Origin of the sequence: Stenotrophomonas sp. TWI1183, from assembly GCF_039673115.1 — a bacterium.
GTDB classification, from domain to species: domain Bacteria; phylum Pseudomonadota; class Gammaproteobacteria; order Xanthomonadales; family Xanthomonadaceae; genus Stenotrophomonas; species Stenotrophomonas maltophilia_AA.
Genome location: NZ_JBDJKZ010000020.1, coordinates 1 through 24,783 on the forward strand (window position 1 = coordinate 1; position 24,783 = coordinate 24,783).

Genomic DNA, 24,783 nt, shown 5'->3' on the forward strand with positions numbered 1-24,783 from the left:
ACCGGTCCCGCTGTGGCAGGGACATCGAGGTACCCGGCATGTGGGAGGTAGTGCCGGCCGCTGGCCGGCACCGCCCTCACCAGACGGTGAACACCTGGCCGCTCTGTATCCCTTCCACGCTGCGCTGGTACGCCAGCGACGCGCGCTGTGCCGTCACCGGTTCAAAGCCCGGGAAATACGCGCCGTAGTCGTCCATCGACTCGGCCAGCACGTTCGGGCTGACTACATTGATGCGCAGCCCGCGCGGCAGCAGTTCGCAGGCGGCGGCACGCACGAATCCTTCCAGCGCGGCGTTGGCGGCTGTGGCGTTGGCACCATCGCGGATCGGCTGGGCACTGATGATGCCGCTGGTCAGGGTGATCGAGCCGCCGGTGTTCAGGTGATGCTGGGCGGCCAGGCTCAACCGCACCTGACCGAGCAGCTTGTCCTGCAGCCCCAGGTTGAAGTCGGCCGGCCGCATCTGCGCCAGCGGACCGAAGTGCACCTGGCCGGTGGTCGCGATCACCGCATCGACCTTGCCTACCTTCGCGAACAGCGCGTCCACGCTTGCGTCGTCGGTCAGATCGACCTGCACGTCGCCGCCGTGGCGACCGGCGCGGATCAGTTCGTGGTGGACGCCGAGTGTGTTGGCGACCGCCTGGCCCAGGGTGCCGCTGGCACCGACAAGCAGGATCTTCATGTGCATGTCTCCGTAAACATAGAGGGTAGTGCCACGCCATGCGTGGCTGCGTCTCGTTCCCGCATCGCGGGTCAGCCACCCATGGGGTGGCTCTACGCGGTCAGGGTACGGCCAAGGTAGCGCCACGCCATGCGTGGCTGCGTCTGGTCGTCAATCATTCGCCGCCGACAATGCCTGCCCGCGCGTCGTCGCCGCGTCGATCGCCCGCGCGACCATGGCTTCAAAGCCGTCGGCCTGGAAACGCTCGATCGCGGCCTGGGTGGTGCCGTTCGGCGAGGTCACGCGGCGGCGCAGCTCGGCCGGGGCTTCGCCGGATTCATCCAGCATGCGCGAGGCACCGAGCAGGGTCTGCACGACCAGCGTGCGGGCCGCGTCGGCGGGCAGGCCTTGGGCGATGCCGGCGGCTTCCATCGCTTCGGCCAGCAGGAACACGTAGGCCGGGCCACTGCCCGAGACGGCGGTGACCGCATCCATGCGCGCTTCCTCGTCGATCCACACGGTGCGCCCGGCGCTGGCCAGCACGGTGTCGGCCTGCGCGCGCTGCGCGTCGCTCACCGCGGCGGTGGCGAACAGCCCGGTGACGCCGGCGCCGAGCAGGGCCGGCGTGTTGGGCATCGCACGGACCACGGCCTGGCCGCCGCCCAGCCAACGGTCCAGCTGGCTGCTGGTGATGCCGGCGGCGATGGAGACCACCAGCGGCTGCCTGCCGTGCGCGATATCGGTCAGCGACGCGCAGACATCGCGCAGCACCTGGGGCTTCACCGCCAGCACCCAGACCGTGCCCTGCGCGGCGGCCTCGCTCGCGCTGGCGTAGGTCCTGATGCCGAACTCGGCGGTCAGCTGCTCGCGCAGTCCGGTCACCGGCTCGGCGACGTGGATGCTGGCCGGGGCCACGCCCTGGCGGACCAGGCCGGCGATCAGGCTGCGGGCCATGTTGCCGCCGCCGATGAAGGTGATGGGGGACGTGCTCATGAACTCTCCTTGGAACGGGCGGGGCGCTCAGGCGGGTCGCGGGCGGGCGCCGAACAGCGCGGTGCCGATGCGGACCATCGTGGCGCCATGGGCGATGGCTTCAGGGTAGTCGCTGCTCATCCCCATCGACAGCGTATCCACCTGTGGATGCGCTGCGGCCAGCGTGGCGAACAACGCGGCCATGTTGGTGAAGGCCGCCTGCCGGCGGTCCGCCTCCGGCCAGGGCGCCGGGATCGCCATCAGCCCGCGCAGGCGCAGCTGCGGTGCGGCGGCAATGGCAGCGGCGAGGGTCTGGATGTCCTGTGGGGCGCAGCCGTGCTTGCTGTCCTCGTCATCGATGTTGACCTGGATCAGCACGTTCAGCGGCGGCTGGCCGGGCGGGCGGTGCGCGGCCAGCGCGGTGACCAGCTTGGGCCGGTCCACGCTCTGCACCCAGTCGAAATGGCGGGCGGCCAGCTCGGCCTTGTTGGACTGCAGGTGGCCGATCAGGTGCCATTCCAGGCCCAGTGTCGCCAATGCCTCGATCTTGGCCACCGCTTCCTGCACGTAGTTCTCGCCGAAGGCCCGCTGGCCCTGCGCGGCCAGGGCCTGCACGGCCTCGGCCGGCTGGGTCTTGGAGACCGCCAGCAGGACGGGATCTGGCCGCCCGGCGGCCACCGCCGCGTTGTGCAGGTTCGTCAGGATGGCAGGCAGGGTCTGGGCGGTCACGGCGGGTCCGGTGGATCAGGGGCTGGAGCGTATTGTGCACATCTCGCTCTATACTGCCGCCCGGGGAAAGAACCTTCCAGTCGCAGCAGTCATGGGGAGTAGCAGCGCATGGATATCGCCGAACTATTGGCGTTTTCTGTAAAGAACAAAGCGTCGGATCTTCATCTGTCGGCCGGCCTGCCGCCGATGATCCGCGTCGACGGCGATGTCCGCCGCATCAACATTCCGGCCCTGGACCACAAGCAGGTCCACGCGCTGGTGTACGACATCATGTCGGACAAGCAGCGTCGCGATTACGAAGAGTTCCTCGAGGTCGATTTCTCGTTCGAGATTCCCTCGCTGGCGCGCTTTCGTGTCAACGCCTTCAACCAGAACCGCGGCGCGGGTGCGGTGTTCCGTACCATTCCGTCCGAGGTGCTCACGCTGGAAGACCTGGCCGTGCCGCCGATCTTCCGCGAGCTGATCGACCAGCCGCAGGGCCTGATCCTGGTGACCGGCCCGACCGGTTCGGGCAAGTCGACCACGCTGGCGGCGATGATCGACCACATCAACAAGAACGAATACGGCCACATCCTCACCGTCGAGGATCCGATCGAATTCGTGCACACCTCGCAGAAGTGCCTGATCAACCAGCGCGAAGTGCATCGCGATACGCACGGCTTCAACGAAGCGCTGCGCTCGGCCCTGCGTGAAGACCCGGACATCATCCTGGTCGGCGAACTGCGCGATCTGGAAACGATCCGCCTGGCGCTGACCGCTGCGGAAACCGGCCATCTGGTGTTCGGTACGCTGCACACCAGCTCGGCCGCCAAGACCATCGACCGCATCATCGACGTGTTCCCCGCCGGCGAAAAGCCGATGGTGCGCTCGATGCTGTCCGAGTCGCTGCGCGCGGTGATCTCGCAGGCACTGCTGAAGAAGGTCGGTGGCGGGCGTACCGCGGCCTGGGAAATCATGGTCGGCACCCCGGCCATCCGCAACCTGATCCGCGAAGACAAGGTCGCGCAGATGTACTCGGCGATCCAGACCGGCCAGCAGATGGGCATGATGACCCTGGACCAGCACCTGCAGGATCTGGTCAAGCGCAGCCTGATCACCCGCAACCAGGCGCGCGAGTACGCCAAGGACAAGCGGATTTTCGAATAGTGGTAGTGCCGGCCGCTGGCCGGCTCCTGAAAACCTTCGGAGTACACCGCGATGAGCACCACCACCATCGACTTCACCTCGTTCCTCAAGCTGATGGCGCATCAGAAGGCGTCTGACCTGTTCATCACCGCGGGCATGCCGCCGGCGATCAAGGTCAACGGCAAGATCTCGCCGATCACCCAGACCCCGTTGACGCCGCAGCAGAGCCGCGACCTGGTGCTGAACGTGATGACGCCGGCGCAGCGCGAAGAGTTCGAGAAGACCCACGAATGCAACTTCGCCATCGGCCTGTCCGGTGTCGGCCGCTTCCGCGTGAGCTGCTTCTACCAGCGCAACCAGGTCGGCATGGTGCTGCGCCGGATCGAGACGCGCATTCCCACCGTGGAAGAGCTCAACCTGCCGCCGATCATCAAGACGCTGGCGATGACCAAGCGCGGCATCATCCTGTTCGTGGGCGCCACCGGTACCGGCAAGTCCACCTCGCTGGCGGCGATGATCGGCTACCGCAACCACAACTCGACCGGCCACATCATCACCATCGAAGACCCGATCGAATTCGTGCACAAGCACGAGGGCTGCATCATCACCCAGCGTGAAGTCGGCATCGATACCGACAGCTGGGAAGCCGCGCTGAAGAACACGCTGCGCCAGGCGCCGGACGTGATCATGATCGGCGAAGTACGTACCCGCGAGGGCATGGACCACGCCATCGCCTTCGCCGAAACCGGCCACCTGGTGCTGTGCACGCTGCACGCCAACAACGCCAACCAGGCGATGGACCGCATCATCAACTTCTTCCCGGAAGACCGCCGCAACCAGCTGCTGATGGATCTGTCGCTGAACCTCAAGGGCGTGGTCGCGCAGCAGCTGATTCCTTCGCCGGATGGCAAGTCGCGCAAGGTCGCGATGGAGATCATGCTGGGCACGCCGCTGGTGCAGGATTACATCCGCGACGGCGAAATCCACAAGCTCAAGGAAGTGATGAAGGAGTCGGTGCAGCTGGGCATGCGCACCTTCGACCAGAGCCTGTTCGAGCTGTACCAGGCGGGCGAGATCAGCTACGAAGACGCGCTGCGCTACGCCGATTCGCAGAACGAAGTACGCCTGCGGATCAAGCTCTCCCAGGGCGGCGATGCGCGCACGCTGTCGCAGGGGCTGGATGGGGTGGAGATTTCGGAGGTCCGCTGAGCGAGCGGTGGGGCGCACGACCAACGGTCGTGCGCTACCGGTGCCACGCATCCCCGGTAGGTGCCGACCGTTGTTCGGCACACGCCTCACCCGCGGATGAACGCCAACAGGTCCGCGTTGATCACGTCCGCATGCGTCGTACACATCCCATGCGGATAGCCTTTGTAGACCTTCAGCGTGCCGTGCCTGAGCAGTGTGATCGCCAGCTCCGCCGAATCGGCGATCGGCACGATCTGGTCGTCGTCGCCGTGCATCACCAGCACCGGGACGTCGATCTTTTTCAGGTCTTCGGTGAAGTCGGTTTCCGAGAAGGCCTGGATGCAGTCGTAGTGCGCGTTGATCGCGCCCATCATGCCCTGCCGCCACCAGTTGTCGACGATGCCCTGCTGCGGGGGCGTGCCCTCGCGGTTGAAGCCGTAGAACGGAATCGGCACCTCGCGGTAGAACGCGGCACGGCCGGCCAACAGTGCCTGCCGGAAGCCATCGAAGACCTCCTTCGGCGTGCCGCCCGGGTTGGCGTCACTCTTGACCATGATCGGCGGCACCGCCCCGATCAGCACGGCCTTGGCCACGCGACCGGGTTTGGCCTGCGCCACGTAGTGCGCGACTTCGCCGCCCCCGGTGGAATGCCCGATGTGGATCGCATCGCGCAGGTCCAGGTGGTCGGCCAACGCATTGACGTCGGCGGCGTAGGTGTCCATGTCATGCCCACCACTGGTCTGCGATGAGCGGCCATGGCCGCGGCGGTCGTGGGCGATCACGCGGTAGCCCTGCAGCAGGAAGAACTGCAGCTGGGTATCCCAGTCATCGGCGCTGAGCGGCCAGCCGTGATGGAACACGAGGGGCTGACCCTTGCCCCAGTCCTTGTAGAAGATCTCGGTGTTGTCGGCGGTGGTGACGTAGGGCATGGCACGGAACTCCTGAGGGAGGGAGGGGCACAGCGGGGGTACCCGTGCATGCTGCAGCTGGAGGGTGTTCAGCCGGGATGAACGGCGGATGTCGATTTCGGGTCCCTGGGCCGGCTGAATCGATTTCACCAGCATCTGTCACGCCGATCGTGTCTAATACCGCTCCCCACGTCACACCCCCCACCCCCATGTCCCTTGATTCCCATGGCCCCGCGCCGTGCGACGACGCTGACGGCCACCTGGTCACCGCAGGTCCGCTGACCCCGCCACCGGACAGCGCCGGCACCGTGGCCGACGAGAAAGCCCTGCGCCATTCCGTGGCCGAGGACGTGCAGGGCATGATCCTGGCGACCCTGGTCGCCTCGCTCGGCCTGGCGATCTTCGCCAAGGGCGGGCTGATGATCGGTGGCATGGCCGGGCTGGCGTTTCTGGCCCACTACGCCTTCGGCTGGAACTTCGGCCTGGTATTTGTGCTGGTCAACCTGCCGTTCTACTGGGTGGCCGTGCGGCGCATGGGCTGGGAGTTCACCCTGAAGACCTTCGCCGCGGTGACCGCCTGCGGCGTGCTGACCGACCTGCTGCCGCGCTGGGCCGATTTCGCCCACATGAGCTCGCTGTACTCGGCGATCGTCGGTGGTGCGCTGGCCGGCCTGGGCATCCTGTTCTATATCCGCCACCGGGCCAGCCTCGGCGGCATCGGCATCCTGGCGGTCTACCTGCAGCGCACCCGCGGCTGGAGCGCCGGCAAGGTGCAGATGTCCTTCGACACGCTGCTGATGTGCCTGGCGTTCTCGGTGCTGTCCCCGTCCAAGGTGATGTACTCGGCGATCGGCGCGGTGGTGCTCAGCCTGGTGCTGATGTTCAACCACCGCCCGGGCCGCTACATGGGCGTCTGACGCCCGGTCATTCTCCCTGCGGCGGCACCGGCACGAGGGTCACGCCGGAGACCCAGCGGCGGCTGCGCAGGTCCAGCGTGGCCACCTGCTCGCCGGGGCCGCGGTACAACCACAGCTGGCAGCACAGCGCATGGTCGCCGGCATAGCTGCTGCGCAGGGCGATGAGGGTCGCGCTGTAGCACTGGCGCCCCGAGCGGATCACGGTGTCCGCAGCGGTGTCGAAGGTGTAGCTGCCCGCGCCCCGCCACGGCCAGATCTCTGCTTCACCGGGGTCGGTGCCGGCCGGAACCGGGCAGCGTCCCTGCTCATCCCCGAAATGCGCGACGCCGTCGCCGTCGATGGTCAGCGCGCCCAGCAGCCGCTCGATGTGCCTGAGCAGGCGGCGGTCGGTGGCGATCGCCGTGGCCCGGGCATCCAGCGGATCGCCGTCGACATGCATGACCGGATCGGCCAGCCGATGCTCGCGGCCGTAGCGCACCTTCAACTGCAGCGTGGGGCTGCGCTCGCGCCGGTCGGCCGACAGCGGCCGGTTCAGCAGCAGGGTGTCGCCGTAATAGTCGCCGTCGCGGTAGGCGATGTAGCTGACCCCGTCGATGCGCAGCCAGTACAGGCCCTGGTCGCTGCCGCGCCCGCTGAGGCCGTACTGGCCCTGTGCCCACGGGCGCTGGGGGTCCAGGCTGTCCGGCACGACGAAGCCGCGCTGCGGATCCCGCCGCAGCATGTCCACCTGCGTGTACAGGCCGGTGCCGCCGCTGTAGGCGCTCTGCACCAGGTCGCGCTGGCCGTCGCCATCCAGATCGAGCAGGGACAGGGACAACTCGCCCATCTCCACTGGCACGGTGTGCTGGGCATCGGTATCGCGCAGGTAGCGGCTCACCGCGTCCCAATCGGCCGGGGTGACGGCGGGCGGGCGCACCAGCGCGGGCAGCGGCGCATCGCTGTCGCCGGCCACCGGGATCTGCAGGTCGATGCCGGTCTCATCGCGGTAACGGGCCAGCACGGTGTCGATCGGGGCGGGATCGTCGGCCGGGATCGCGGCGATTTCCGCGCGCAGGCGTGCCAGCACGTTGTCCAGGCCGGTGGCGCCGGCCAGCGAGGGGAGGGTGAGAGCGGCGAGCAGCACGGCCCGCAGTGCGGTGTGCCTCACGCCTGGCGCCATGCCGGTTTGAGCGTGTCGATGCGCTTGAACACGGGGCAGTCCGGGCTGTGCGCGCCGGGCAGGTAGCCCAGGCTCATCAGGAACTCGCCGGTGATCTCCCCGCCGGTGAAGCGGAAGGTCTTCTTGAACAGCTTCACCCAGCCGGCCTTGTCCAGCGGATGGTGGGCATCCAGCCAGGCGACGAAACTGCCGTGGCTGGCCCGCAACTGCTGGATCACTTGGGCGTTGTGGACGGCCGCATGGACCTTGAGCCGGTTGCGGATGATCCGGGCATCGTTGAGCAGGCGCTCGATGTCGCGCTCGCCATAGGCGGCCACCGTGTCCACGTCGAAGCCGTCGTACGCGGCGCGGAAGCCTTCGCGCTTCTTCAGGATGGTCTCCCAGCTCAGGCCGGCCTGGTTGATCTCCAGGATCAGCCGCTCGAACAGCTCGCGCTCCTCGCGCTGCGGGAAGCCGTACTCATGGTCATGGTAGTGGCCGTGGACCGGATGGCCGGGGGCGATGAGGCAGTAACCGGACACGTGCAGCTCCTTGCGATGGCGGATCAGGCGCACCGGCCGGGGCACGCGCGCAGGCCTGTATTATGTCAGCGCGAAAGCGCACATCACGGCCAGCGGCTAGAATGGGGCCATGTCTGAACTGTCCACTTCGCTTGCCCACCACCTGCTGGTCGCGCTGCCGTCGCTGACCGACCCCACCTTTGCCCGTACCGTGGCGCTGATCTGCCAGCACGACGAGAACGGCGCGATGGGCGTGCTGGTCAACCAGCCCTCCGAGTACACCCTCGGCGAGGTGCTGGCCCAGATGGAAATCACCACCACCAGCGACACCCTGCGCAATCAGGTCGTGCTCAACGGCGGTCCGGTGCACCCCGAGCGCGGCTTCGTGATCCATGACGATGCGCGCAGCTGGGATTCCAGCCTGGCCGTGGGCGAGGGCGTGTTCCTCACCACCTCGCGCGACATCCTTGAAGCGATGGCCCGCGGCGAAGGCCCGCGCAATGCGCTGGTCACCCTGGGTTGCGCCGGCTGGAGCGAAGGGCAGCTGGAAACCGAACTCGCCGAAAACAGCTGGCTGGCCGTGCCGGCCGATGCCGAGCTGCTCTTCAGCACCCCGTTCGACGAGCGCTGGCAGGGCGCGGCGGCACGCATCGGCGTGGACCTGTTCCGCCTCACCGATTACAGCGGCCATGTCTGAGCCGGTGACGCCAGCGCCCGCCGCGGCCGCGCCGCCGACCATCCGCCGGGATGGCACGGTGCTCGGTTTCGACGTCGGTTCGCGCCGCATCGGCGTGGCCATCGGCAGCTCGTTCGGCACCCATGCGCGCGCGATCGCGGTGGTGGATGTGCACGGCAACGGACCGGACTGGACCGCAGTCGAGCGCCTGATCAAGGAATGGCGGCCGGACGGCCTGGTGGTCGGCGATCCGCTGACCCTGGACGGCCAGGACCAGCCCAACCGCAAGCGTGCGCAGGGCTTTGCCCGCCAGCTGCGGGAACGTTTCAAACTGCCGGTGGTGCTGGTCGACGAGCGCTCCAGCTCGGTCGAGGCGGCACGCCGGTTCGCGGTCGAGCGCGCCGAAGGCCGCAAACGCCGCCGCGATGCCGCTGCGCTGGACGCCGTCGCCGCGGCGGTCATCATCGAACGCTGGCTCTCCAGCCCGGATGACGCCACCCCCGTTTCCTGACCCTCAGACCCTGCCCATGACCGCCTCGCAACTCGATTCCGATGGACGCCTGCGTCACCTGCTGACCCTGGAAGGTCTGCCCCGCGAAACCCTGCTGCAGCTGCTCGACCGAGCCGGCCAGATCCGCGATGCGGCCGTTGGCCGGGTCGGCAACAAGCGCCACGTGCTCGGCGGCTCGGCGGTCTGCACACTGTTCTTCGAACCCTCCACGCGCACCCGCAGCTCGTTCCAGCTCGCCGCGCAGCGGCTGGGCGCGGACGTGCTGAACTTCGATGCCTCCACGTCCTCCACCCGCAAGGGCGAGACCGCCTGCGACACGCTGAAGAACCTGGAAGCGATGGGCGTGCGCGGCTTCGTGGTGCGCCATCCCGATGATGGCGCGGTGGCGGCGCTGGCGGCGGCGGCGGGCGAGGGCACGGCCCTGGTCAACGCCGGCGACGGCCGCAGCTCGCACCCGACCCAGGGCCTGCTGGACATGCTCACCCTGCGCCAGGCCAAGGGCAGTGATTTCTCGAAGATGAAGGTCATCATCGTCGGCGACGTGAAGCACTCGCGCGTGGCCCGCACCGATCTGCATGCCCTGCGCACGCTGGGCGTCGGCGAGATCCGCGTCTGCGGCCCGCAGTCGCTGCTGCCGGACGATGACACGCTCAAGGGCTGCATCGTCGGCGATGATTTCGACGCCATGCTGGAAGGCGCCGATGCGCTGATGATGCTGCGCCTGCAGCGCGAGCGCATGGAAGAAGGCCTGGTGCCCTCGCTGGAGCAGTACCACGCGCAGTACGGCCTGGATGCCGCGCGCCTGAAGCGTGCGGGCACTGATGCCGCCGTGCTGCACCCGGGCCCGATCAACCGCGGTGTGGAAGTCACCGACGAGGTCGCCGACGGCCCGCAGTCGTGGGTCCTGCGCCAGGTCGCCAACGGCGTCGCGGTGCGCATGGCGGTGCTGGAAACGTTGCTGGGGTGATGCACCTGGCATGAGAACCAAGACAGGCGAGGCGTACTTGGCTGTCTTGGAACCATTCCGCCCGGGAAAAATGCGGGCCCGGTGTCTCAGGCCCCGCGATCGGGGCCATGAACCAAGGGATGTGTGCTGATGCGCTCGACAGGGGTAGCGGCCGCCAGCGCGTTCATCATCGATTGGGCCACGCCCATCGCCAGCGGCGTCATGACGACGGCCAAAAGGCTGAACCAGGTTTCCGTGCAGATCGGTTTCAACCGTTGGCGGTGCATCTCGCGGTACAGATTCCTGCCCAGTGACAACAGCAGGAGAGGGCCACTCAGCGGCATCAGAAGGCAGGTCCAAAGCGCCGCACGGGCGGTGAAGAGGTCACGTAGCGGCACCAGCGTCGCGGCCTCGGCATGGATGTGGTGGAACCAGCGTGCGCTGTACCAGATGCTGTAGAGGGCCAGCACAGATGCCATGCGAATCCAGACCCCGGGCGCATCGCCTCGCGCGTCGGTTAGCGTGATGCCGAGGATGGCGAGGGGATACACCACCCACAACAACGCGCCCGTGCCGGCGACTTCCAGGCTGTTGCGCTGTTGAGGTGCCCGGCGTGAGAAGCTGCGATGAGGTGCCTGTCGGAACAGGAGAGTGCGGTTCGGCAGTACGATGCAGGCCGCGGCTATCAGCAAGCAGAACGCGGATATCGTCTTGACCGTGATCTCCTCGCCTGCCATAAACTCACCCCGCCATGACATCAGCGCCGATTGCGTGACGAGCTCCATGAGCGACAGCACCGCGAAGGCGCTGCTGATGGCGAATATGCTGCGCGTGCGTGCAGCGATGAGCGCTGGAATGGCGACGCTCAGTATCGACAGCAGCAACTCCGACGAGACCAAGCTCACCCACTGCAGCGGTGCCGCCCAGGCTTCCCCGGTCAGCAGCGTCAGCAGACAGGCAAGCGCGCAGCCAAAGATCCCGATCGCCAAGCCTCTGGCCGAGATCCATCGGCTCATGCCTGCGGCGAGGGCCAATCCGCCCAACTTGATAAGCAGGAGCATCTGATAGAACAGCTCAGCATTGTCCCTGGCGTCCAAGGTGTACATAAGCATCTGCAGGTGTCCGTTGCGGACAAGAGCGACTGCGAGCATGACGAACATCATCATGAGCAGCAGGGACCAGAAGCGATAGGTGCTGAGGAGCTGTGGAAAGCTCCACGGATGGCGACAGGGGGGGGTGGTCAAGACGTATTCCTTGGCAGTCATGCGCTGAACAACGTGGCCCAGCGGGCCGGCCATGGTCCTGGCCCCGTCCATGCCATGGAATACAACTAGTTGTAAAAAGTATCCGCGTGGGCACTCACGCGTTTGAAGCTCTGCGGCCACCGGTTGCCAGCGGTGGCCAGCGGTTGCCATCGTGCCAACGGAGGTCGGCGATGCTTCATCCAACTGCGGGCACTACCGAAACCGCTGTCCCATCAGCCGATCATCGCTGCTGCGCGAGCATCCACGCCCACATCGCCGCGTCCGCGTACGTGGCGTCCCAGGCGTTATGGTTGCCGTCGGGATACTCGGTGTAACGCACGTCCTTCGCGCCGGCCTGCTGGAACGCGGCGTGCAGCTTGCGGTCGTCGTCCGGTGGCACCAGGTCATCCAGGGCGCCATGGAACATCCAGATCGGGACGTTGCGCAGGCGCTGGGCAATGGCGGCGTAGGGGTCGCTCTGGCCGGCCACGGCCGCCACCTGCAGGTCCGGGCGGCTCTGGTGCGGGGGCAGCACCGCGCCGCACACCGGCACGATCGCGGCGAAGCGCTGTGGCGCGTCCAGCGCGATGTTCCAGCTGCCATAGCCGCCCATCGACATGCCGGTCAGGTACTGCCGCCGCGGATCAGCGCCGAATTCGGCGATGGCGGCATCCAGCGCGGCCAGCGCGATGCGGTTGTTTTCGCCCGACCATTCCTGGTCGTCCGGGGTCTGTGGCAGCACGACCAGCGCGGGAAAGGTGGTGGCGTGCTGGCGCAGGTAAGGCCCGAGACCGGCCTGGGTCTGGCGACGGCCGTCGCGCCCCCGTTCGCCGGAGCCATGCAGGAACAGCACCACCGGCAGGTCGCCGCGCGAGGCGGCTGCCGTGCGCGGTACGAACACCTGGTAGTAGGCGGTCTGGCCATCGACCTTGACCGCACGGCCGACAAACCGGCCCCCCGACGTATCGGGGCTGCTCGCACAGCCGGCCACCGTCATCATCGCCACCGCCCACAGCAGCCATCCACCCCAGCGTCGCGCCATTGTCTTGCCTTGATTGAAATCGATTTCAGTCTAGGCCCGGTGGTGCGCCGGGGCATCTTGCAGTGCATCAGTGCGGGCGCGGTACCGAGGCGAGGATGTCCAGCTGTTCGATCGCCTCGGGGTGGCCCTCGGCGGCGGCGGCCTGCACCTGGGCCAGGCTGGGGTGGACCACCAGCAGGATCGGGTTCTCGCACTGCGGGCAGTCGAACTGCGCTTCGTCTTCGTGCAGTTCCATCGGCATCTGCCGCGCGCTGCCCTGCCATTCGCAGGCGGCGCAGGTATAGGTCGCGTCGCGCCATCCGGGGACGAAGTAATTGTCGAGGGTCACGGCCATGCGGGAGTCCAGGGTCAGTGCAGCAGGATCAGGCTGGCCAGGCCAAGGAAGCTGAAGAAGCCCATGACGTCGGTGACGGCGGTGACCACCACGGTGCCGGCCACGGCCGGGTCGACGTTCATGCGCTTGAGCAGCAGCGGCAGCAGGACGCCGGCCAGGGCGGCCGCGCAGAAGTTGATGATCAGCGCCATCGTGATCACCAGCGAGAGCAGGAAGCTGTGGAACCAGAGGTAGGCGATGATGCCGACCACGGTGCCGATCAGGGTGCCGTTGATCAGCGCGACCCGCGATTCCTTCCACAGCAGGATGCGCGCGTTGCTCTGGCCGACCTGGCCCAGCGCGATGCCGCGCACCATCAGGGTCAGCACCTGCACGGCCGCATTGCCGCCGACGCCGGCGACGATCGGCATCAGCACGGCGAGGGCGACCACCTTCTGCAGGGTCAGCTCGAACTGGCCGATCACGCTGGCCGCCAGGAACGCAGTGCACAGGTTGATGCCGAGCCAGACCACGCGACCACGCACGGCGCGCTTGATCGGCGAGAACAGATCTTCTTCTTCGTCCAGACCGGCCGCGCCCAGCGCCTGGTGCTCGGCCTGCGACCGGATGATGTCGACCACGTCATCGATGGTGATGCGGCCGAGCAGGATGTTGTTGTCGTCCACCACCGGGGCGGAGACCCAGTCATGATCGGAGAACTGGCGCGCGACTTCCTCGGCGCTCTCGCCGACGTCGATCGCCGGCTGTTCGTCATCGATCAGGCGGTTGATCGGGGTGTTGTCCTCGTGCGTCACCAGCGCGGCCAGCGACAGCCGGCCGAGGTACTGATGGCGGCGGCTGACCACGAACAGGTGATCGGTGTGGTCCGGCAGTTCGCCGCGCAGGCGCAGATAACGCAGCACCACATCGACGTTGACGTCGGCGCGCACGGTCACCACGTCCGGGTTCATCAGGCGGCCGGCGCTGTCCTCGGGATAGGAGAGCACCTGCTCGAGCCGCTCGCGGTTCTCGCGGTCCATCGACTTGAGCACTTCATCGATGACCGTGTCCGGCAGGTCTTCGACCAGGTCGGCAAGGTCATCGATGTCCAGGTCTTCGACCGCGGCGATGATCTCGTCCGGGTCCATGTCGGCCAGCAGGCTTTCGCGCACTTCCTCGCCGACGTGGACCAGCACCTCGCCATCGTCTTCCGGATCGACCAGGCCCCAGACGATTTCGCGCTTGCCCGGGGGCAGCGATTCGAGCAGGTTGCCGATCTCCGCCGGCGCCAGGGTATTGACCAGCCGGCGCACCGGACCCAGTCGCCCGCTGTCCAGAGCATCGGACAACAGCCGCAGCTGGCGTGCCGTCTTGTCGTGGCGTACGGCTTCGGCCATGCACAGCTCCTGCGGGAAAAGAAAAAGGCCGCTATCCGGTAGAGGATGCGGCATGGGCGGTGGTCACCGCGTCATTATCGCGTGCTTGTGTGTCAATCGGGTAGGGCACAGACGGCGATGCGCGTGGGACGCACGCATTCAACGACGGTAGTGCCGGCCGCTGGCCGGCAACCACGCATACCGATCCGAAGGTTCATGCGGAGCCGGCCAGCGGCCGGCACTACCGGGCCTTCTGGATCCAGCGTTCGATGCCGCGGCGGTCGCGCGCCTGCAGCAGCTTGGGCGCCATCGCCTGCAGCACGGACAGGTCGCTGTCGCGCACCGCGCGGCGCACTTCCAGCAGCGTGCCCGGGTGCAGGCTGAATTCCGTCAGGCCCAGCGCGAGCAGCAGGCGCGTCATCATCGGGTCGCCCGCGATCTCGCCACAGACCGCCACCGGGATGTCGTAGGCCTGGCCGGTGCGCAGGATATGCGCCAGCAGCCGCACCACCGCCGGGTGCAGCGGCGAATACAGCTCGCCCACGGCTTCGTTGTTGCGGTCGGCGGCGAGCAGGTACTGGACCAGATCGTTGGTGCCGATCGAGAGGAAGTCGACCAGGTCGATGAAGCTCTCCAGCGCGATCGCCGCGGCCGGGACTTCGATCATCGCGCCGAACGGGATGTGCTCGGCGACCTCGTGGCCCTCGGCGCGCAACAGCTCGGCCTGCTTGTGCAGGCGCCGGCGCACGGCGAGGATTTCCTCGCGGGTGCTGACCATCGGGATCAGGATGCGCAGCTTGCCGTAGGCCGACGCACGCAGGATCGCGCGCAGCTGGGTGTCGGCCACTTTCGGCCGGGCCAGCGACAGCCGCACGCCGCGCAGGCCCAGCGCGGGATTTTCTTCATTGCTCAGGGTCAGCCCGGTGCGGTCGGCCTTGTCCGCGCCCAGGTCCAGGGTGCGGATGGTGACCGGCCGTCCGCTCATGCCGAGCGCGGCATCGCGGTAGGTCTCGAACTGTTCCTGCTCGTCCGGCAGCTCGTTGCGCTGCAGGAACAGGAATTCGGTGCGGTACAGGCCCAGCCCGTGTGCGCCCAGCGCATGCGCCTGGGTGACGTCCTCGCTGGATTCGGCATTGGCCAGCAGGGCGATGTCGACGTTGTCGCGGGTGCGGCTCGGCTTGGTGCGCAGGCGGCCGAGCTCGCGCTGTTCGCGCGCGTGTTCGCGCAGCCGCACGCGGTAATCGCGCAGGTCCGGTGCCTGCGGGTTGATGGTGACCGTGCCGTCGCTGCCGTCCATGATCAGCACGTCGCCGTCGGCGACCTTCTGCAGCACGTTGGGGACGTTGACGATCAACGGCAGATGCAGGCTGCGCGCCAGGATCGCGCTGTGCGACAGCGCGCTGCCCCCGGCGGTGACGATGCCGACCACGCCGTGGGCCTGCAGCTGGGCCAGCTCGGAGGGGGCGATGTTGTCGCAGATCAGGATCTCGCCGGCCATGCCTTTGACGTCCGGCGGGCGCTTCTGCAGGAAGGCATGGATGCGCCCGATCACATGGTCCAGGTCGTCCATGCGGCTCTTCAGGTAGGCATCGTCCATGCCATCGAAGACCTTGGCCAGGCGGTCGCGCTGCACGCGCAGGGCGTAGCCGGCGCTGTACGGGCCACTGCGGATCAGCTCGTCCAGCCCGAACAGCAGCTCCGGGTCATCGAGCAGCAGGGCATGCAGGTCGAGGAACTCGCCGACCTCCTGGTTGAGCGCGCCATGCAGGCGCTGCCGCAGATCGTGCATTTCGCCGCGTGCCGCTTCCACGGCCACATGCAGGCGCGTCAGTTCGGCGTCGATCTTCGACGGCGGAATGCGCTGCTCGGCGACTTCCAGGGCGTGCGGCAGGCGCACCCGGGCACGGCCCAGGGCGTTGCCGCGCGAGGCACCGTGGCCGGACAACAGCATCGCCCCGGACGCGGTCCGGGCCGGTGCGGAAGATCCCGATCGCGGTTGCCCCCCCATCCTCAGTTGTCCTCGTCGAAACGCCGTTCGAACAGGGCCACCACCGCGTCCATCGCGGCGGCTTCGTCTTCGCCGTCGATGCGCACGGTGACCGGGGTGCCCTGGCCGGCGGCCAGCAGCATGACGCCCATGATGCTCTTGGCATTGATCTCACGGCCTTTGGCGGCCATGGTCACGTTGCAGCGGAACGGCGCCAGCTCCTGCACCAGCTTGGCAGTGGCGCGGGCATGCAGGCCCAGGCGGTTGGATACGGTGAGTTCACGTTCAAGCATCGTCGACAATCGCTCCATTGCGAGTGCCTGCCGCGGCTGTGGCAGGCAGTTGATCCAGTCCCTGTTCCGGATAATTCATCACCCGCATCAACATCGGCAGGCTCAGCGCCGAAACCCGGCGTGCCGGGGTGCCCAGACGCGCCAGTTGCCCGGCCAGATTGCTGGGGCTGGCGCCGTACAGGTCGGTCAGGATCAGCACGCCCTGTCCACTGTCCACCCGGCGCAAAGCGGCCGAGGCGAGCGGGAGCAGGACGTCCATATCTGCGTCGAACGGTACTTCGAAAGCTTCGGTCTTCAGCGGCAGGTGCCGCAGCAGCCGTGTCGCCACGTCCAGCAGGGCCGTGCCGACACCGGGATGAGTTACGAGGAGAATGCCACAGGTCATTCCCGAACGTTAACAGGTCAACATGAATTGGCGATAGCACGCGTGAAAGACTGCTGTGTTCCGCGGTTCAGCGTGCCGATGGCCTGTCCCGGGTCGGGGCAGGACAGGGCGGTCCGGAAGTGCCGCGTTCAGTCCAGTTCCCGGTGGAAGGTGGCCACTTCGGGCCAGCCCTGGTCGCGGGCATGGCGGGCCATGCGTTCGGCCATGTAGACCGAGCGGTGCTTGCCGCCGGTGCAGCCGAAAGCGACGGTGACATAGCTGCGGGTGTCATTGCCCAGCCGCGGCAGCCAGGTATCGAGAAAATCGACGAGCTGGGCGGCGTAGCGCTGCACATCAGCCTGTTCGTCCAGATGCTCGCGCACGCCGGCATCGCGGCCGGACAGCGGGCGCAGCTCCGGGTCCCAGTGCGGATTGGGCAGCACGCGCACGTCGAACACGAAGTCGGCTTCGGCCGGGACGCCGCGCTTGTAGGCGAACGATTCGAACAGCAGCGACAGCTTGTTGCCGTGGGCGAGCGCGAATTCGGTCACCACCTTGCGGCGCAGCTGGTGCACGTTGAGGCTGGTGGTATCGATCACCGCATCGGCGGCGCGGCGCAGCGGCGCGGTCAGTTCGCGTTCGCGGGCGATCGCTTCGGGCAGTGACAGGCCGAGCTGGCTCAGCGGATGGCGGCGACGGGTGTCGGCGTAGCGTTTGAGCAGGCTTTCATCGGTGGCATCGAAGAACAGCAGCTGCGCATCCAGGCCGGCGGCCTTGGCGTCTTCGCGCCAGTGCGAAAGCTGGGTCAGGTCGCTCTGCGCGCGCACGTCGATGCCGACCGCAAGCCGTCGCGGGGCTTCGCGGCCGGGATCGCCGAGCAGGCTGCGCACGAAATCCGGCAGCAGGTCGATCGGCAGGTTGTCCGAGCAGTAGTAGTCGAGGTCTTCGAAGGTCTTCAGCGCGACCGTCTTGCCGGAACCGGACAGGCCACTGACGATGATCAGGGTTGCGGCGGTCGGGGCGGAGGCGGGGGCGGGGGTGTTCATGGCGTGCGGCGTTCCAACATGTTGCTGTGGCGGGCGATGAACATCGCGGCCGGGTCGATGCCCTTGGTCCGCAGGATGTGCAGGCGCGTGGCGGCTTCGGTCAGCACGGCCAGGTTGCGGCCGGGCATCACCGGCAGGGTGATCAGCGGCACGTCCAGGTCCAGCACGTGGCGGGTACCCGAGTCGCCGGTCAGGCGTTCATAGCCGTAGGGGGTGGGCTCGGTCATCGGCTTGGTCAGGTGGACGATCAGCCGAAGGTACTTGTTCTTCTTTACAGCGGTGTCACCGAACATCTCGCGCACGTTGAGCACGCCCAGGCCACGGACTTCCAGCAGGTCCTGCAGCAGCTCCGGGCAGGTGCCGTCGAGCACGTCCGGGGCGATCTGGGTGAACTCGGGGGCATCGTCGGCGACCAGCCGGTGGCCGCGGCTGAGCAGTTCCAGCGCCAGCTCGCTCTTGCCCGAGCCCGCCTCGCCGGTGATCAGCACGCCGATCGAGTAGATCTCCATGAACACGCCATGCAGGATCACCCGCGGCGCCAGCGTGCGCGCCAGGTGGTAGGACAGGTGGTTGAGCAGCTCATGACCGCGCTTGGGCGAGATCCACAGGGGCGTCTGCGATTCGTCCGCGGCCGCGCGCAGGTCTTCCGGACAGGACTGGTTGCGGGTGATCACCAGTGCCAGTGGATGCGACTGCATGATCCGCTCGATGGTCTCCCAGCGCTGGCGCGAGTCCAGCGAGTCCAGCCAGGACAGCTCTTCGGTGCCCAGGATCTGCACCTTGTTCGGGTAGATCGCGTTGAGGTAACCGGCCAGCGAGGGGCGGCGCGAGACCTTGTTGCCGGCTTCCAGCTCACGGCGCTCGCCTTTCTGCCCCGCGATCCAGCGCAGGGCGAGACGGTCACGCTGCTGTTCGAACAGTTCGCGCGCGGTGATGCTGGTATTCATGCGGCACTCGCCGGCGGGGGAAATTCGATGACCCGACGCAGTTCGTCGCCGTCGCGCGCTTCGCGCAGCGCCTGGCGGATGGCCGGCTCTGAGAACAGCTCGGCCAGCTCGGACAGCAGCATCAGGTGTTGATGGGTGTAATGCGCGGGAACGGCAATCGCGAAGACCAGGTCCACCGGCTCATCGCCGCCGAACTCCACCGGCGACTCCAGCCGCAGCAGCGCGCCGCGGGGGCGTTCGAGCAGGGGCGCACGGCCGTGCGGGATGGCGATGCCATGGCCGATGGCGGTGCTGCCCAGCGTCTCGCGCTGGCACAGGTTCTGGTACAGCAGCTCGGCGTTGGCTTCGCGGCAGGCCAGCAGGCGGGCTGCGGCCTTCAGCACGCTGTCGCGATCGGCGGCCGGCAGCACTTGCGTGCGGACGGCCGCCAGAAGATCAGTCAGAGGCATGTCGGGGTGGAAACGAGGGCATCAGCCCTCATTGTCGCCCACCGGCAGCGGTTGCGGTGCGTGCTGCTGCTTTTTCTCTTTGTGCTTGATGACCAGGCGGTCGAGCTTGTCGGCCAGGATGTCGATCGCGGCGTACATGGTGGGGCCGCTGGCGTCCGCGTGCAGAGTCTGCCCGGGAACATTCACACTCGCATCGGCATGGTGCTCCGGCTTGCGGATCGACAGTTGCACGCGAACCTCGCAGTGCTGGTCGAAGTGCTTCCTCAGCCGTTCCAGCTTGGTCTCCACGTACTCGTTCAGAGCCGGGGTGATCTCAAGGTGGTCCTTGCCAAACGTCTCGATGTGCATCGGGTTTCTCCTTTGTTCGGATGTGCCAATGAACCTTCCCGCCGGGCGCGGTGGAGCGTCAGACGATTCTTACCCTTTCGTGCGAGGCGGAAATGTTCATGGCTTCACGATACTTCGCCACGGTGCGTCGCGCCACCGGTATTCCCGAGGTCTTGAGCAGGTCAGCCAGCTTGGCGTCAGAAAGCGGCTTGCGCGGGTTCTCGTCATCGATCAGGCGGCGCAGCATGGCCTGGATGGCGGTACTGGAGGCTTCGCCACCGCTGTCGGTGTCGATGCCCGAGGCGAAGAAGCCGCGCAGCGGCAGGGTCCCGCGCGGCGTGCGCACGTACTTGCGGGCGATCGCCCGGGAAATGGTCGATTCGTGCAGGCCGAGCTCGCCGGCCACTTCGCGCAGGGTCAGCGGGCGCAGCGCCTGTTCGCCGAACTCCAGGAAGGCGGCCTGCTGATCGAGCAGGCAGCGCATGACCCGCAGCAGGGTCTCGCCGCGGGCCTCCAGGCCCTTGAGCAGCCAGCGCGCCTCCTGCAGGTGGGCGCGCATGTAACCGGCGTCGGCTTCTCCGCAGCGGCGGATCATCTGTTCATAGCCCCGGTGGATGACCACCCGGGGCCCGGCATGGCCGGCCAGGGCCGCGCGCCAGACGCCGTTCTGGCGCCAGACCACGCAGTCCGGCACCACGTAGCTGTCGTGGGAGAGCTCGCCGATCTGGGTGCCCGGGCGCGGGTCCAGCGAGCGCAGCAGCTGCACGGCGACCTCGACCTCGGCCACCGGCTCGCGCAGTTCGTGGGCGATGCCCGCCACGCCGCTGCGCGGCAGGCGCTCCAGCGGCCCATCGGCGATGCGCCGGGCCAGGGCCAGCCCGGGGGTGTCGGCGGGCAGCACCAGCAGCTGCAGGTCCAGGCATTCGCCCAGCGAGCGCGCACCGACCCCGACCGGGTCGAAACGCTGGATCTGGTGCAGGACGGTCAGGATTTCGGCCTCGTCGGCCTGGATGCCCGGACGCAGGGTCTCGGCGATGGCCGCCAGCGGCTCGCGCAGGTAGCCGTCGTCTTCGAAGGCGTCGATCAGGGCCGCGCCGATGCTGCGGTCCCGGGCCGAGAGGTGGGACAGGTGCAGCTGCCAGAGCAGGTGGTCGGCCAGCGATTCGGTCTCGGCCACGCGCTCTGCGGCGCTGCCGTTGTCGTCATCGTCGAACGAGCCGCCGCTGCTGCCGCTGGTCCAGTCGCCTTCACCGGGCGACCAGTCATCGCTGGCCGAGACCTGGTGCTCGCCGTCGGCGTGGGTATCGGTGGGGGTGGGCAGGGACGCGTCCTCGCCGGGGCCGGCCTCGAGCGCCGGTTCAGCGTTCTCGGCCCAGTCCAGCAGCGGGTTGGTCTCCACCGCCTCGTTGATTTCCAGCTCCAGCTCGGCGCTGGACATCTGCAACAGCTTGATCGCCTGACGCAGCTGCGGCGTCATGACCAGGTGTTGCCCCATCGATGTCTGCAGCCGTGCTTTCATGCCTGTGCCGAACGGAAGGAAGGCGTTGCGGCGGCCGCTGGATCAGAGCTTGAAGGTGTCCCCAAGGTAGACGCGGCGGACGTCGGCGTTGGCCAGGATCTCGTCCGGCGCGCCCTGTGCCAGCACGCTGCCCTCGTTGAGGATATACGCGCGGTCGCAGATTCCCAAGGTTTCGCGGACATTGTGGTCGGTGATCAGCACCCCGATCCCGCGCTGCTTGAGGTGGGTGACGATGCGCTGGATTTCACCGACCGAGATCGGGTCGACGCCGGCAAACGGTTCATCGAGCAGGATCAGGCGCGGCTTGGCGGCCAGCGCGCGGGCGATTTCACAGCGGCGGCGCTCACCACCGGACAGGCTCGCGCCCAGCTGGTCGGCCACGTGGTTGATCTGCAGCTCGTCCAGCAGGCTGGCCAGTTCCTTTTCGCGGCCGGCCTTGTCCAGGTCTTCGCGCAGTTCCAGCACCAGGCGCAGGTTGTCGGCCACGGTCAGTTTGCGGAACACCGAGGGTTCCTGCGGCAGGTAGCCCACGCCCTGCTTGGCGCGGGTATACATCGGGTCGCTGGTGATGTCCTTGCCGTCCAGCACGATGCTGCCGGCGTCGGTCTCGACCAGGCCGACGATCATGTAGAAGCAGGTGGTCTTGCCGGCACCGTTGGGGCCGAGCAGGCCGACCACTTCACCGGCCTCCAGGGTCAGCCCGAAATCCTTGACGACTTCACGCTGCTTGTAGCGCTTGCGCAGGCCTTTGGCGACGAGCATTACTTCTTGCTCCCGGGGGTCGGTACCGTGGTCTTGGCGGCCGGCGTGGCCGGCGCCGCGGTCTTGTTCTTGGGCTGGATCACGGTGCGGACGCGGGTGCCGTCGCCACCGCTGTTCATCTCGCCGGTGCGGGTGTTGTACGTCATCTTCTGGCCGGCATTGGTGCCGCGCGCGCTCTTGACCTGGTAGTTGCCGGTCATGGTCAGCACTTCGGCCTTGATGTCGTAATCGATGCGGTCGGCGCTGGCGTCCATCCAGCTGCCGTCATCGAGCTGCTGCTTGAGCTTGGCCTGCTTGCCGGTGAACACGGCGCGCACCGCTTCGCCGTCCTTCATGTAGATCTCGGCATCGGCGCTGCGCAGATCGAGCGTGCCCTGGGTAACCACCACGCCTTGGGACAGCGTGGTCTTGCCATCGCCCACCAGCGTGCCCGACTGGGTGCCGGCATCGATGGTCATTGGTTCATTGCGGTCGGTGGACTTCGCGCTGGCCGCGAACGCGGGGGCGAGAAGACTGATCGCGCATGCGGCTGCAAATAGGATCTTCATTGAATGGGTCTGTCCTGCCAGAGTAGGGGTCGTGACCAGCGGTAAGCCTGGCCGGTGAATCGGGGTTCCTGTGCAGCCGGCGCCGGTCGGTGGACGTCGCCGGGGCTGCCGTGGCTCAGCGCTGGGGCGTGTAACGGCCCTTGGCCTGGCTCAGGAAATGGTAGGTCTTGGTTTTGGAATCCAGTTCGAAACCAACGCCGGACTGGCTCATGCCCGGGCGGGTCATGGTGACCAGGGCGTCGGTCTTGGCGCGGCTTTCGTTCGGGAACACATTCAGGTGATCGGTGCGGAAGGTGGTGGGCGGCACGCTGGCGATCTTCGGGCTGTCGCCGCTGACGTTGCCGACCAGCTTCAGCTGATCGCCCTTCGCGCTGACCCAGCCGGTATCACTGCGCAGTTCCCAGTGATTGCCGTCCTGATCGGGCAGCAGGAACAGGGGCGTGGTGATGTTCATCGTCTCATCGCTGCGCGCACGTTCCAGTAGCGGGGCGCGCAGGGTGGTGGATTCCTTGCCCTGTTCGTCCAGCGCCACGATCTGGAAATCATGCAGCACGTAATCCTTGGTGGCGTCGTCACCCACCTCGGCCGTGCCTTTGTCGCGATCATGCAGCGCCAGCCAGCCGGTGAAGGCGGCCGCCACCAGCAGACCGATGCCGAGAGCGGTACGCATGTTCATACGCCGAACCTCGCCAGCACCGCGTCCACATGGCCCTGCGCGGCCAGCAGCACATCGCAGAGCTCGCGCGCCGCGCCCTGGCCGCCGTCGCTGCGGGTCTGCCAGTGCACGCGTTCGGCGATCCACGGGTGGGCGTTGGCCGGGGCGACCGCCAGGCCGACCGCGCACAGCGGCGCCAGGTCGGGCAGGTCATCGCCCATGAAGGCCACCTGGTCCAGGCCGATGCCGTGCTGCCCGCACAGCGCCTTGACGCTGGCCAGCTTGTCGCCGACCGCGATCTGGGTATCGATGCCCAGGTCCGCGCCGCGCCGGAGCGCGGACTGGCTGTTGCGCGCGGTGATCAGCACCGGGTGGATACCATGCTGCTGCAGTAGTTTCAGGCCGAGTCCGTCCTGCACGTAATACGCCTTGCTCTCGTTGCCGTCCTTGTCGTAGTAGAGCCGACCGTCGGTGAGCGTGCCGTCCACGTCGAAGCAGGCCAGCCGGATACGGCCGGCGGCGGCATGCAGGTGGGACGGAAAACCGGGCAACGGGGAGTAAGGCATCTTCTGGGGGGAGCTCAGCTGAATGGAGGAAGACAACTGTGGTTTAAACCACCCGGGCCCGCAACAGGTCATGAATGTTGAGTGCGCCGACCAGGTGGCCCTCGGCATCGACCACCAGCAGGCCGGTGATCTTGTGGGCTTCCATCAGCTGCGCCGCCTCGGCCGCCAGCTGATCGGCGCCGATCGTGCGCGGGCCACGGGTCATCACATCGGCGATCCGCGCGCTGCGCACGTCCAGATCGGTGTCCAGCGCGCGGCGCAGGTCGCCGTCGGTGAACAGACCGATCAGGCGGTTGTCCGCATCCACCACGGCGGTCATGCCCAAGCGCTTGCGGCTCATTTCCACCAGGGCCTCGCTGAGGCTGGCATCGACGCCCACGCGCGGCAGCTCATCGCCGCTGTGCATGACATCGGTGATGTGCAGCAGCAGGCGGCGGCCCAGGCTGCCGGCCGGGTGCGAACGGGCGAAATCGTCGGCGGTGAAGCCGCGGGCATCCAGCAGGGCCACGGCCAGCGCATCGCCCATCGCCAGCGAGGCGGTGGTGCTGGAGGTGGGCGCCAAGGCCAGCGGGCAGGCCTCGGCCGGCACGCTGACATCCAGGTGAACGTCGGCCGCGCTGGCCAGGCTGGACTGCGGCCGCCCGGTCATCGCGATCAGGCGGTTGCCCTGGCGCTTGAGCACCGGCAGCAGCATCAGCAGCTCGTCGGACTCGCCCGAGTAGGACAGCGCCAGCACCACGTCGGCGCTGGTGATCATGCCCAGGTCGCCATGCCCGGCTTCACCCGGATGCACGTAGAAGGCCGGGGTCCCGGTCGAGGCCAGCGTGGCGGCGATCTTGCGCGCCACATGGCCGGACTTGCCCATCCCGGTGGCGACCACGCGGCCCTTGCTCTGCAGCATCAGCTGGCAGGCCTGGCTGAACGCTTCGCCCAGCCGGTCGGCGACCGCGCCCAGCGCATCGCGCTCGATCTCGAACACGCGGCGGCCGCTGGCGACCAGTGCCGCAGCGTCGGCCGGATGGGGGAGTTGGGGCGAGACAGCCATGCGAGCGCCAC

Annotated in this window: 29 protein-coding genes; 6 read left to right on the forward strand and 23 right to left on the reverse strand. The window is 67.6% G+C overall.

From position 1 onward, the window contains the following. Window positions 1–76: 76 nt before the first annotated feature. From ABE434_RS15730 to ABE434_RS15740, 3 genes are all read right to left on the reverse strand, one after another. A complete protein-coding gene (locus ABE434_RS15730; RefSeq protein WP_346479490.1) occupies window positions 77–679 on the reverse strand; it encodes a short chain dehydrogenase in 603 nt (200 codons plus the stop codon). A 150-nt stretch (window positions 680–829) separates the two neighbouring features. Next, window positions 830–1,651: a pyrroline-5-carboxylate reductase gene (gene proC / locus ABE434_RS15735; protein ID WP_346479491.1), complete on the reverse strand. Its 822-nt coding sequence runs from the start codon at window positions 1,649–1,651 to the stop codon at window positions 830–832. Between the two features lie 27 nt (window positions 1,652–1,678). Beyond that, complete coding sequence (locus ABE434_RS15740) at window positions 1,679–2,359, reverse strand: YggS family pyridoxal phosphate-dependent enzyme (RefSeq protein WP_346479492.1); 681 nt, start codon at window positions 2,357–2,359, stop codon at window positions 1,679–1,681. 108 nt (window positions 2,360–2,467) lie between these two features. Between ABE434_RS15740 and ABE434_RS15745 the strand changes: the two genes are divergently transcribed. Next, on the forward strand, window positions 2,468–3,505 hold the full coding sequence (locus ABE434_RS15745; protein ID WP_038690018.1) for a type IV pilus twitching motility protein PilT: 1,038 nt from the start codon (window positions 2,468–2,470) through the stop codon (window positions 3,503–3,505). Window positions 3,506–3,556: 51 nt separating this feature from the next. Next, complete coding sequence (locus tag ABE434_RS15750) at window positions 3,557–4,693, forward strand: PilT/PilU family type 4a pilus ATPase (protein WP_179460932.1); 1,137 nt, start codon at window positions 3,557–3,559, stop codon at window positions 4,691–4,693. Window positions 4,694–4,779: 86 nt separating this feature from the next. Here ABE434_RS15750 and ABE434_RS15755 read toward each other — a convergent pair whose 3' ends face one another. Next, window positions 4,780–5,601: an alpha/beta hydrolase gene (locus ABE434_RS15755; RefSeq protein WP_346479493.1), complete on the reverse strand. Its 822-nt coding sequence runs from the start codon at window positions 5,599–5,601 to the stop codon at window positions 4,780–4,782. Between the two features lie 188 nt (window positions 5,602–5,789). Between ABE434_RS15755 and ABE434_RS15760 the strand changes: the two genes are divergently transcribed. Beyond that, the gene (locus ABE434_RS15760; RefSeq protein WP_346479494.1) at window positions 5,790–6,497 is read left to right on the forward strand and encodes a YitT family protein; all 708 of its coding nucleotides are present in this window, start codon (window positions 5,790–5,792) and stop codon (window positions 6,495–6,497) included. Between the two features lie 7 nt (window positions 6,498–6,504). Here the strand turns inward: ABE434_RS15760 and ABE434_RS15765 are convergent, their stop codons facing one another. Together ABE434_RS15765 and ABE434_RS15770 are read right to left on the reverse strand one after the other, a co-directional pair. Then, window positions 6,505–7,644 (reverse strand): hypothetical protein, encoded by a 1,140-nt coding sequence (locus ABE434_RS15765; RefSeq protein ID WP_346479495.1) that lies wholly within the window; start codon window positions 7,642–7,644, stop codon window positions 6,505–6,507. Continuing rightward, window positions 7,641–8,177 carry a DNA-3-methyladenine glycosylase I gene (locus ABE434_RS15770; RefSeq protein ID WP_346479496.1) on the reverse strand — a complete coding sequence of 179 codons (537 nt, stop codon included), beginning with the start codon at window positions 8,175–8,177 and terminating at the stop codon, window positions 7,641–7,643. The genes ABE434_RS15765 and ABE434_RS15770 overlap by 4 nt, the downstream gene beginning before the upstream one ends. Window positions 8,178–8,286: 109 nt before the next feature. Between ABE434_RS15770 and ABE434_RS15775 the strand changes: the two genes are divergently transcribed. The 3 genes from ABE434_RS15775 to ABE434_RS15785 are packed head-to-tail and all read left to right on the forward strand — an operon-like array spanning window position 8,287 to window position 10,310. Next, entirely contained in the window at window positions 8,287–8,853 is a 567-nt protein-coding gene (locus ABE434_RS15775) for a YqgE/AlgH family protein (RefSeq protein WP_176991061.1), read from the forward strand. After that, complete coding sequence (ruvX, locus tag ABE434_RS15780) at window positions 8,846–9,343, forward strand: Holliday junction resolvase RuvX (RefSeq protein WP_346479497.1); 498 nt, start codon at window positions 8,846–8,848, stop codon at window positions 9,341–9,343. Before ABE434_RS15775 ends, ruvX begins: the two co-directional genes overlap by 8 nt. A 16-nt stretch (window positions 9,344–9,359) precedes the next feature. Next, complete coding sequence (locus tag ABE434_RS15785) at window positions 9,360–10,310, forward strand: aspartate carbamoyltransferase catalytic subunit (RefSeq protein WP_123728554.1); 951 nt, start codon at window positions 9,360–9,362, stop codon at window positions 10,308–10,310. A gap of 86 nt (window positions 10,311–10,396) precedes the next feature. On the opposite strand, the gene ABE434_RS15790 is transcribed toward ABE434_RS15785, so the two are convergent. The 17 genes from ABE434_RS15790 to ABE434_RS15870 all read right to left on the reverse strand — a co-directional run bounded on the left by ABE434_RS15790 (window position 10,397) and on the right by ABE434_RS15870 (window position 24,772). Further along, on the reverse strand, window positions 10,397–11,587 hold the full coding sequence (locus tag ABE434_RS15790; RefSeq protein WP_346479498.1) for a hypothetical protein: 1,191 nt from the start codon (window positions 11,585–11,587) through the stop codon (window positions 10,397–10,399). A gap of 187 nt (window positions 11,588–11,774) precedes the next feature. Then, a complete protein-coding gene (locus tag ABE434_RS15795) occupies window positions 11,775–12,575 on the reverse strand; it encodes a prolyl oligopeptidase family serine peptidase (protein WP_346479499.1) in 801 nt (266 codons plus the stop codon). Between the two features lie 67 nt (window positions 12,576–12,642). Next, complete coding sequence (locus tag ABE434_RS15800) at window positions 12,643–12,909, reverse strand: hypothetical protein (protein WP_176990846.1); 267 nt, start codon at window positions 12,907–12,909, stop codon at window positions 12,643–12,645. A gap of 14 nt (window positions 12,910–12,923) precedes the next feature. Next, window positions 12,924–14,285 carry a magnesium transporter gene (mgtE, locus tag ABE434_RS15805; protein ID WP_176990845.1) on the reverse strand — a complete coding sequence of 454 codons (1,362 nt, stop codon included), beginning with the start codon at window positions 14,283–14,285 and terminating at the stop codon, window positions 12,924–12,926. A gap of 220 nt (window positions 14,286–14,505) precedes the next feature. Next, window positions 14,506–16,215, reverse strand: a complete 1,710-nt coding sequence (gene ptsP, locus ABE434_RS15810; protein WP_346479500.1) for a phosphoenolpyruvate--protein phosphotransferase — start codon at window positions 16,213–16,215, stop codon at window positions 14,506–14,508. Between the two features lie 59 nt (window positions 16,216–16,274). Next, entirely contained in the window at window positions 16,275–16,544 is a 270-nt protein-coding gene (locus tag ABE434_RS15815) for an HPr family phosphocarrier protein (protein WP_019185400.1), read from the reverse strand. Next, window positions 16,537–16,929, reverse strand: a complete 393-nt coding sequence (locus ABE434_RS15820) for a PTS sugar transporter subunit IIA (RefSeq protein ID WP_019185401.1) — start codon at window positions 16,927–16,929, stop codon at window positions 16,537–16,539. The genes ABE434_RS15815 and ABE434_RS15820 overlap by 8 nt, the downstream gene beginning before the upstream one ends. A gap of 128 nt (window positions 16,930–17,057) precedes the next feature. Then, complete coding sequence (gene rapZ / locus ABE434_RS15825; protein WP_346479501.1) at window positions 17,058–17,954, reverse strand: RNase adapter RapZ; 897 nt, start codon at window positions 17,952–17,954, stop codon at window positions 17,058–17,060. After that, the gene (gene hprK, locus ABE434_RS15830; RefSeq protein WP_176990842.1) at window positions 17,951–18,901 is read right to left on the reverse strand and encodes an HPr(Ser) kinase/phosphatase; all 951 of its coding nucleotides are present in this window, start codon (window positions 18,899–18,901) and stop codon (window positions 17,951–17,953) included. Before hprK ends, rapZ begins: the two co-directional genes overlap by 4 nt. Beyond that, window positions 18,898–19,350 (reverse strand): PTS sugar transporter subunit IIA, encoded by a 453-nt coding sequence (locus tag ABE434_RS15835; RefSeq protein WP_121043141.1) that lies wholly within the window; start codon window positions 19,348–19,350, stop codon window positions 18,898–18,900. Before ABE434_RS15835 ends, hprK begins: the two co-directional genes overlap by 4 nt. A 21-nt stretch (window positions 19,351–19,371) precedes the next feature. Beyond that, entirely contained in the window at window positions 19,372–19,698 is a 327-nt protein-coding gene (raiA, locus tag ABE434_RS15840) for a ribosome-associated translation inhibitor RaiA (RefSeq protein WP_046274055.1), read from the reverse strand. Window positions 19,699–19,756: 58 nt separating this feature from the next. After that, window positions 19,757–21,196, reverse strand: coding sequence for an RNA polymerase factor sigma-54 (locus tag ABE434_RS15845; RefSeq protein WP_346479502.1), 1,440 nt, complete (start codon window positions 21,194–21,196; stop codon window positions 19,757–19,759). 42 nt (window positions 21,197–21,238) lie between these two features. Then, window positions 21,239–21,958, reverse strand: coding sequence for an LPS export ABC transporter ATP-binding protein (lptB, locus tag ABE434_RS15850; RefSeq protein ID WP_019185407.1), 720 nt, complete (start codon window positions 21,956–21,958; stop codon window positions 21,239–21,241). Beyond that, window positions 21,958–22,506 (reverse strand): lipopolysaccharide transport periplasmic protein LptA, encoded by a 549-nt coding sequence (gene lptA, locus ABE434_RS15855; protein ID WP_179460945.1) that lies wholly within the window; start codon window positions 22,504–22,506, stop codon window positions 21,958–21,960. Before lptA ends, lptB begins: the two co-directional genes overlap by 1 nt. Before the next feature lie 115 nt (window positions 22,507–22,621). Further along, the gene (gene lptC, locus ABE434_RS15860) at window positions 22,622–23,182 is read right to left on the reverse strand and encodes an LPS export ABC transporter periplasmic protein LptC (protein WP_346479503.1); all 561 of its coding nucleotides are present in this window, start codon (window positions 23,180–23,182) and stop codon (window positions 22,622–22,624) included. Beyond that, a complete protein-coding gene (locus ABE434_RS15865; RefSeq protein ID WP_346479504.1) occupies window positions 23,179–23,727 on the reverse strand; it encodes an HAD hydrolase family protein in 549 nt (182 codons plus the stop codon). The genes lptC and ABE434_RS15865 overlap by 4 nt, the downstream gene beginning before the upstream one ends. Before the next feature lie 43 nt (window positions 23,728–23,770). Next, the gene (locus ABE434_RS15870) at window positions 23,771–24,772 is read right to left on the reverse strand and encodes a KpsF/GutQ family sugar-phosphate isomerase (RefSeq protein WP_346479505.1); all 1,002 of its coding nucleotides are present in this window, start codon (window positions 24,770–24,772) and stop codon (window positions 23,771–23,773) included. Window positions 24,773–24,783 lie beyond the last annotated feature (11 nt).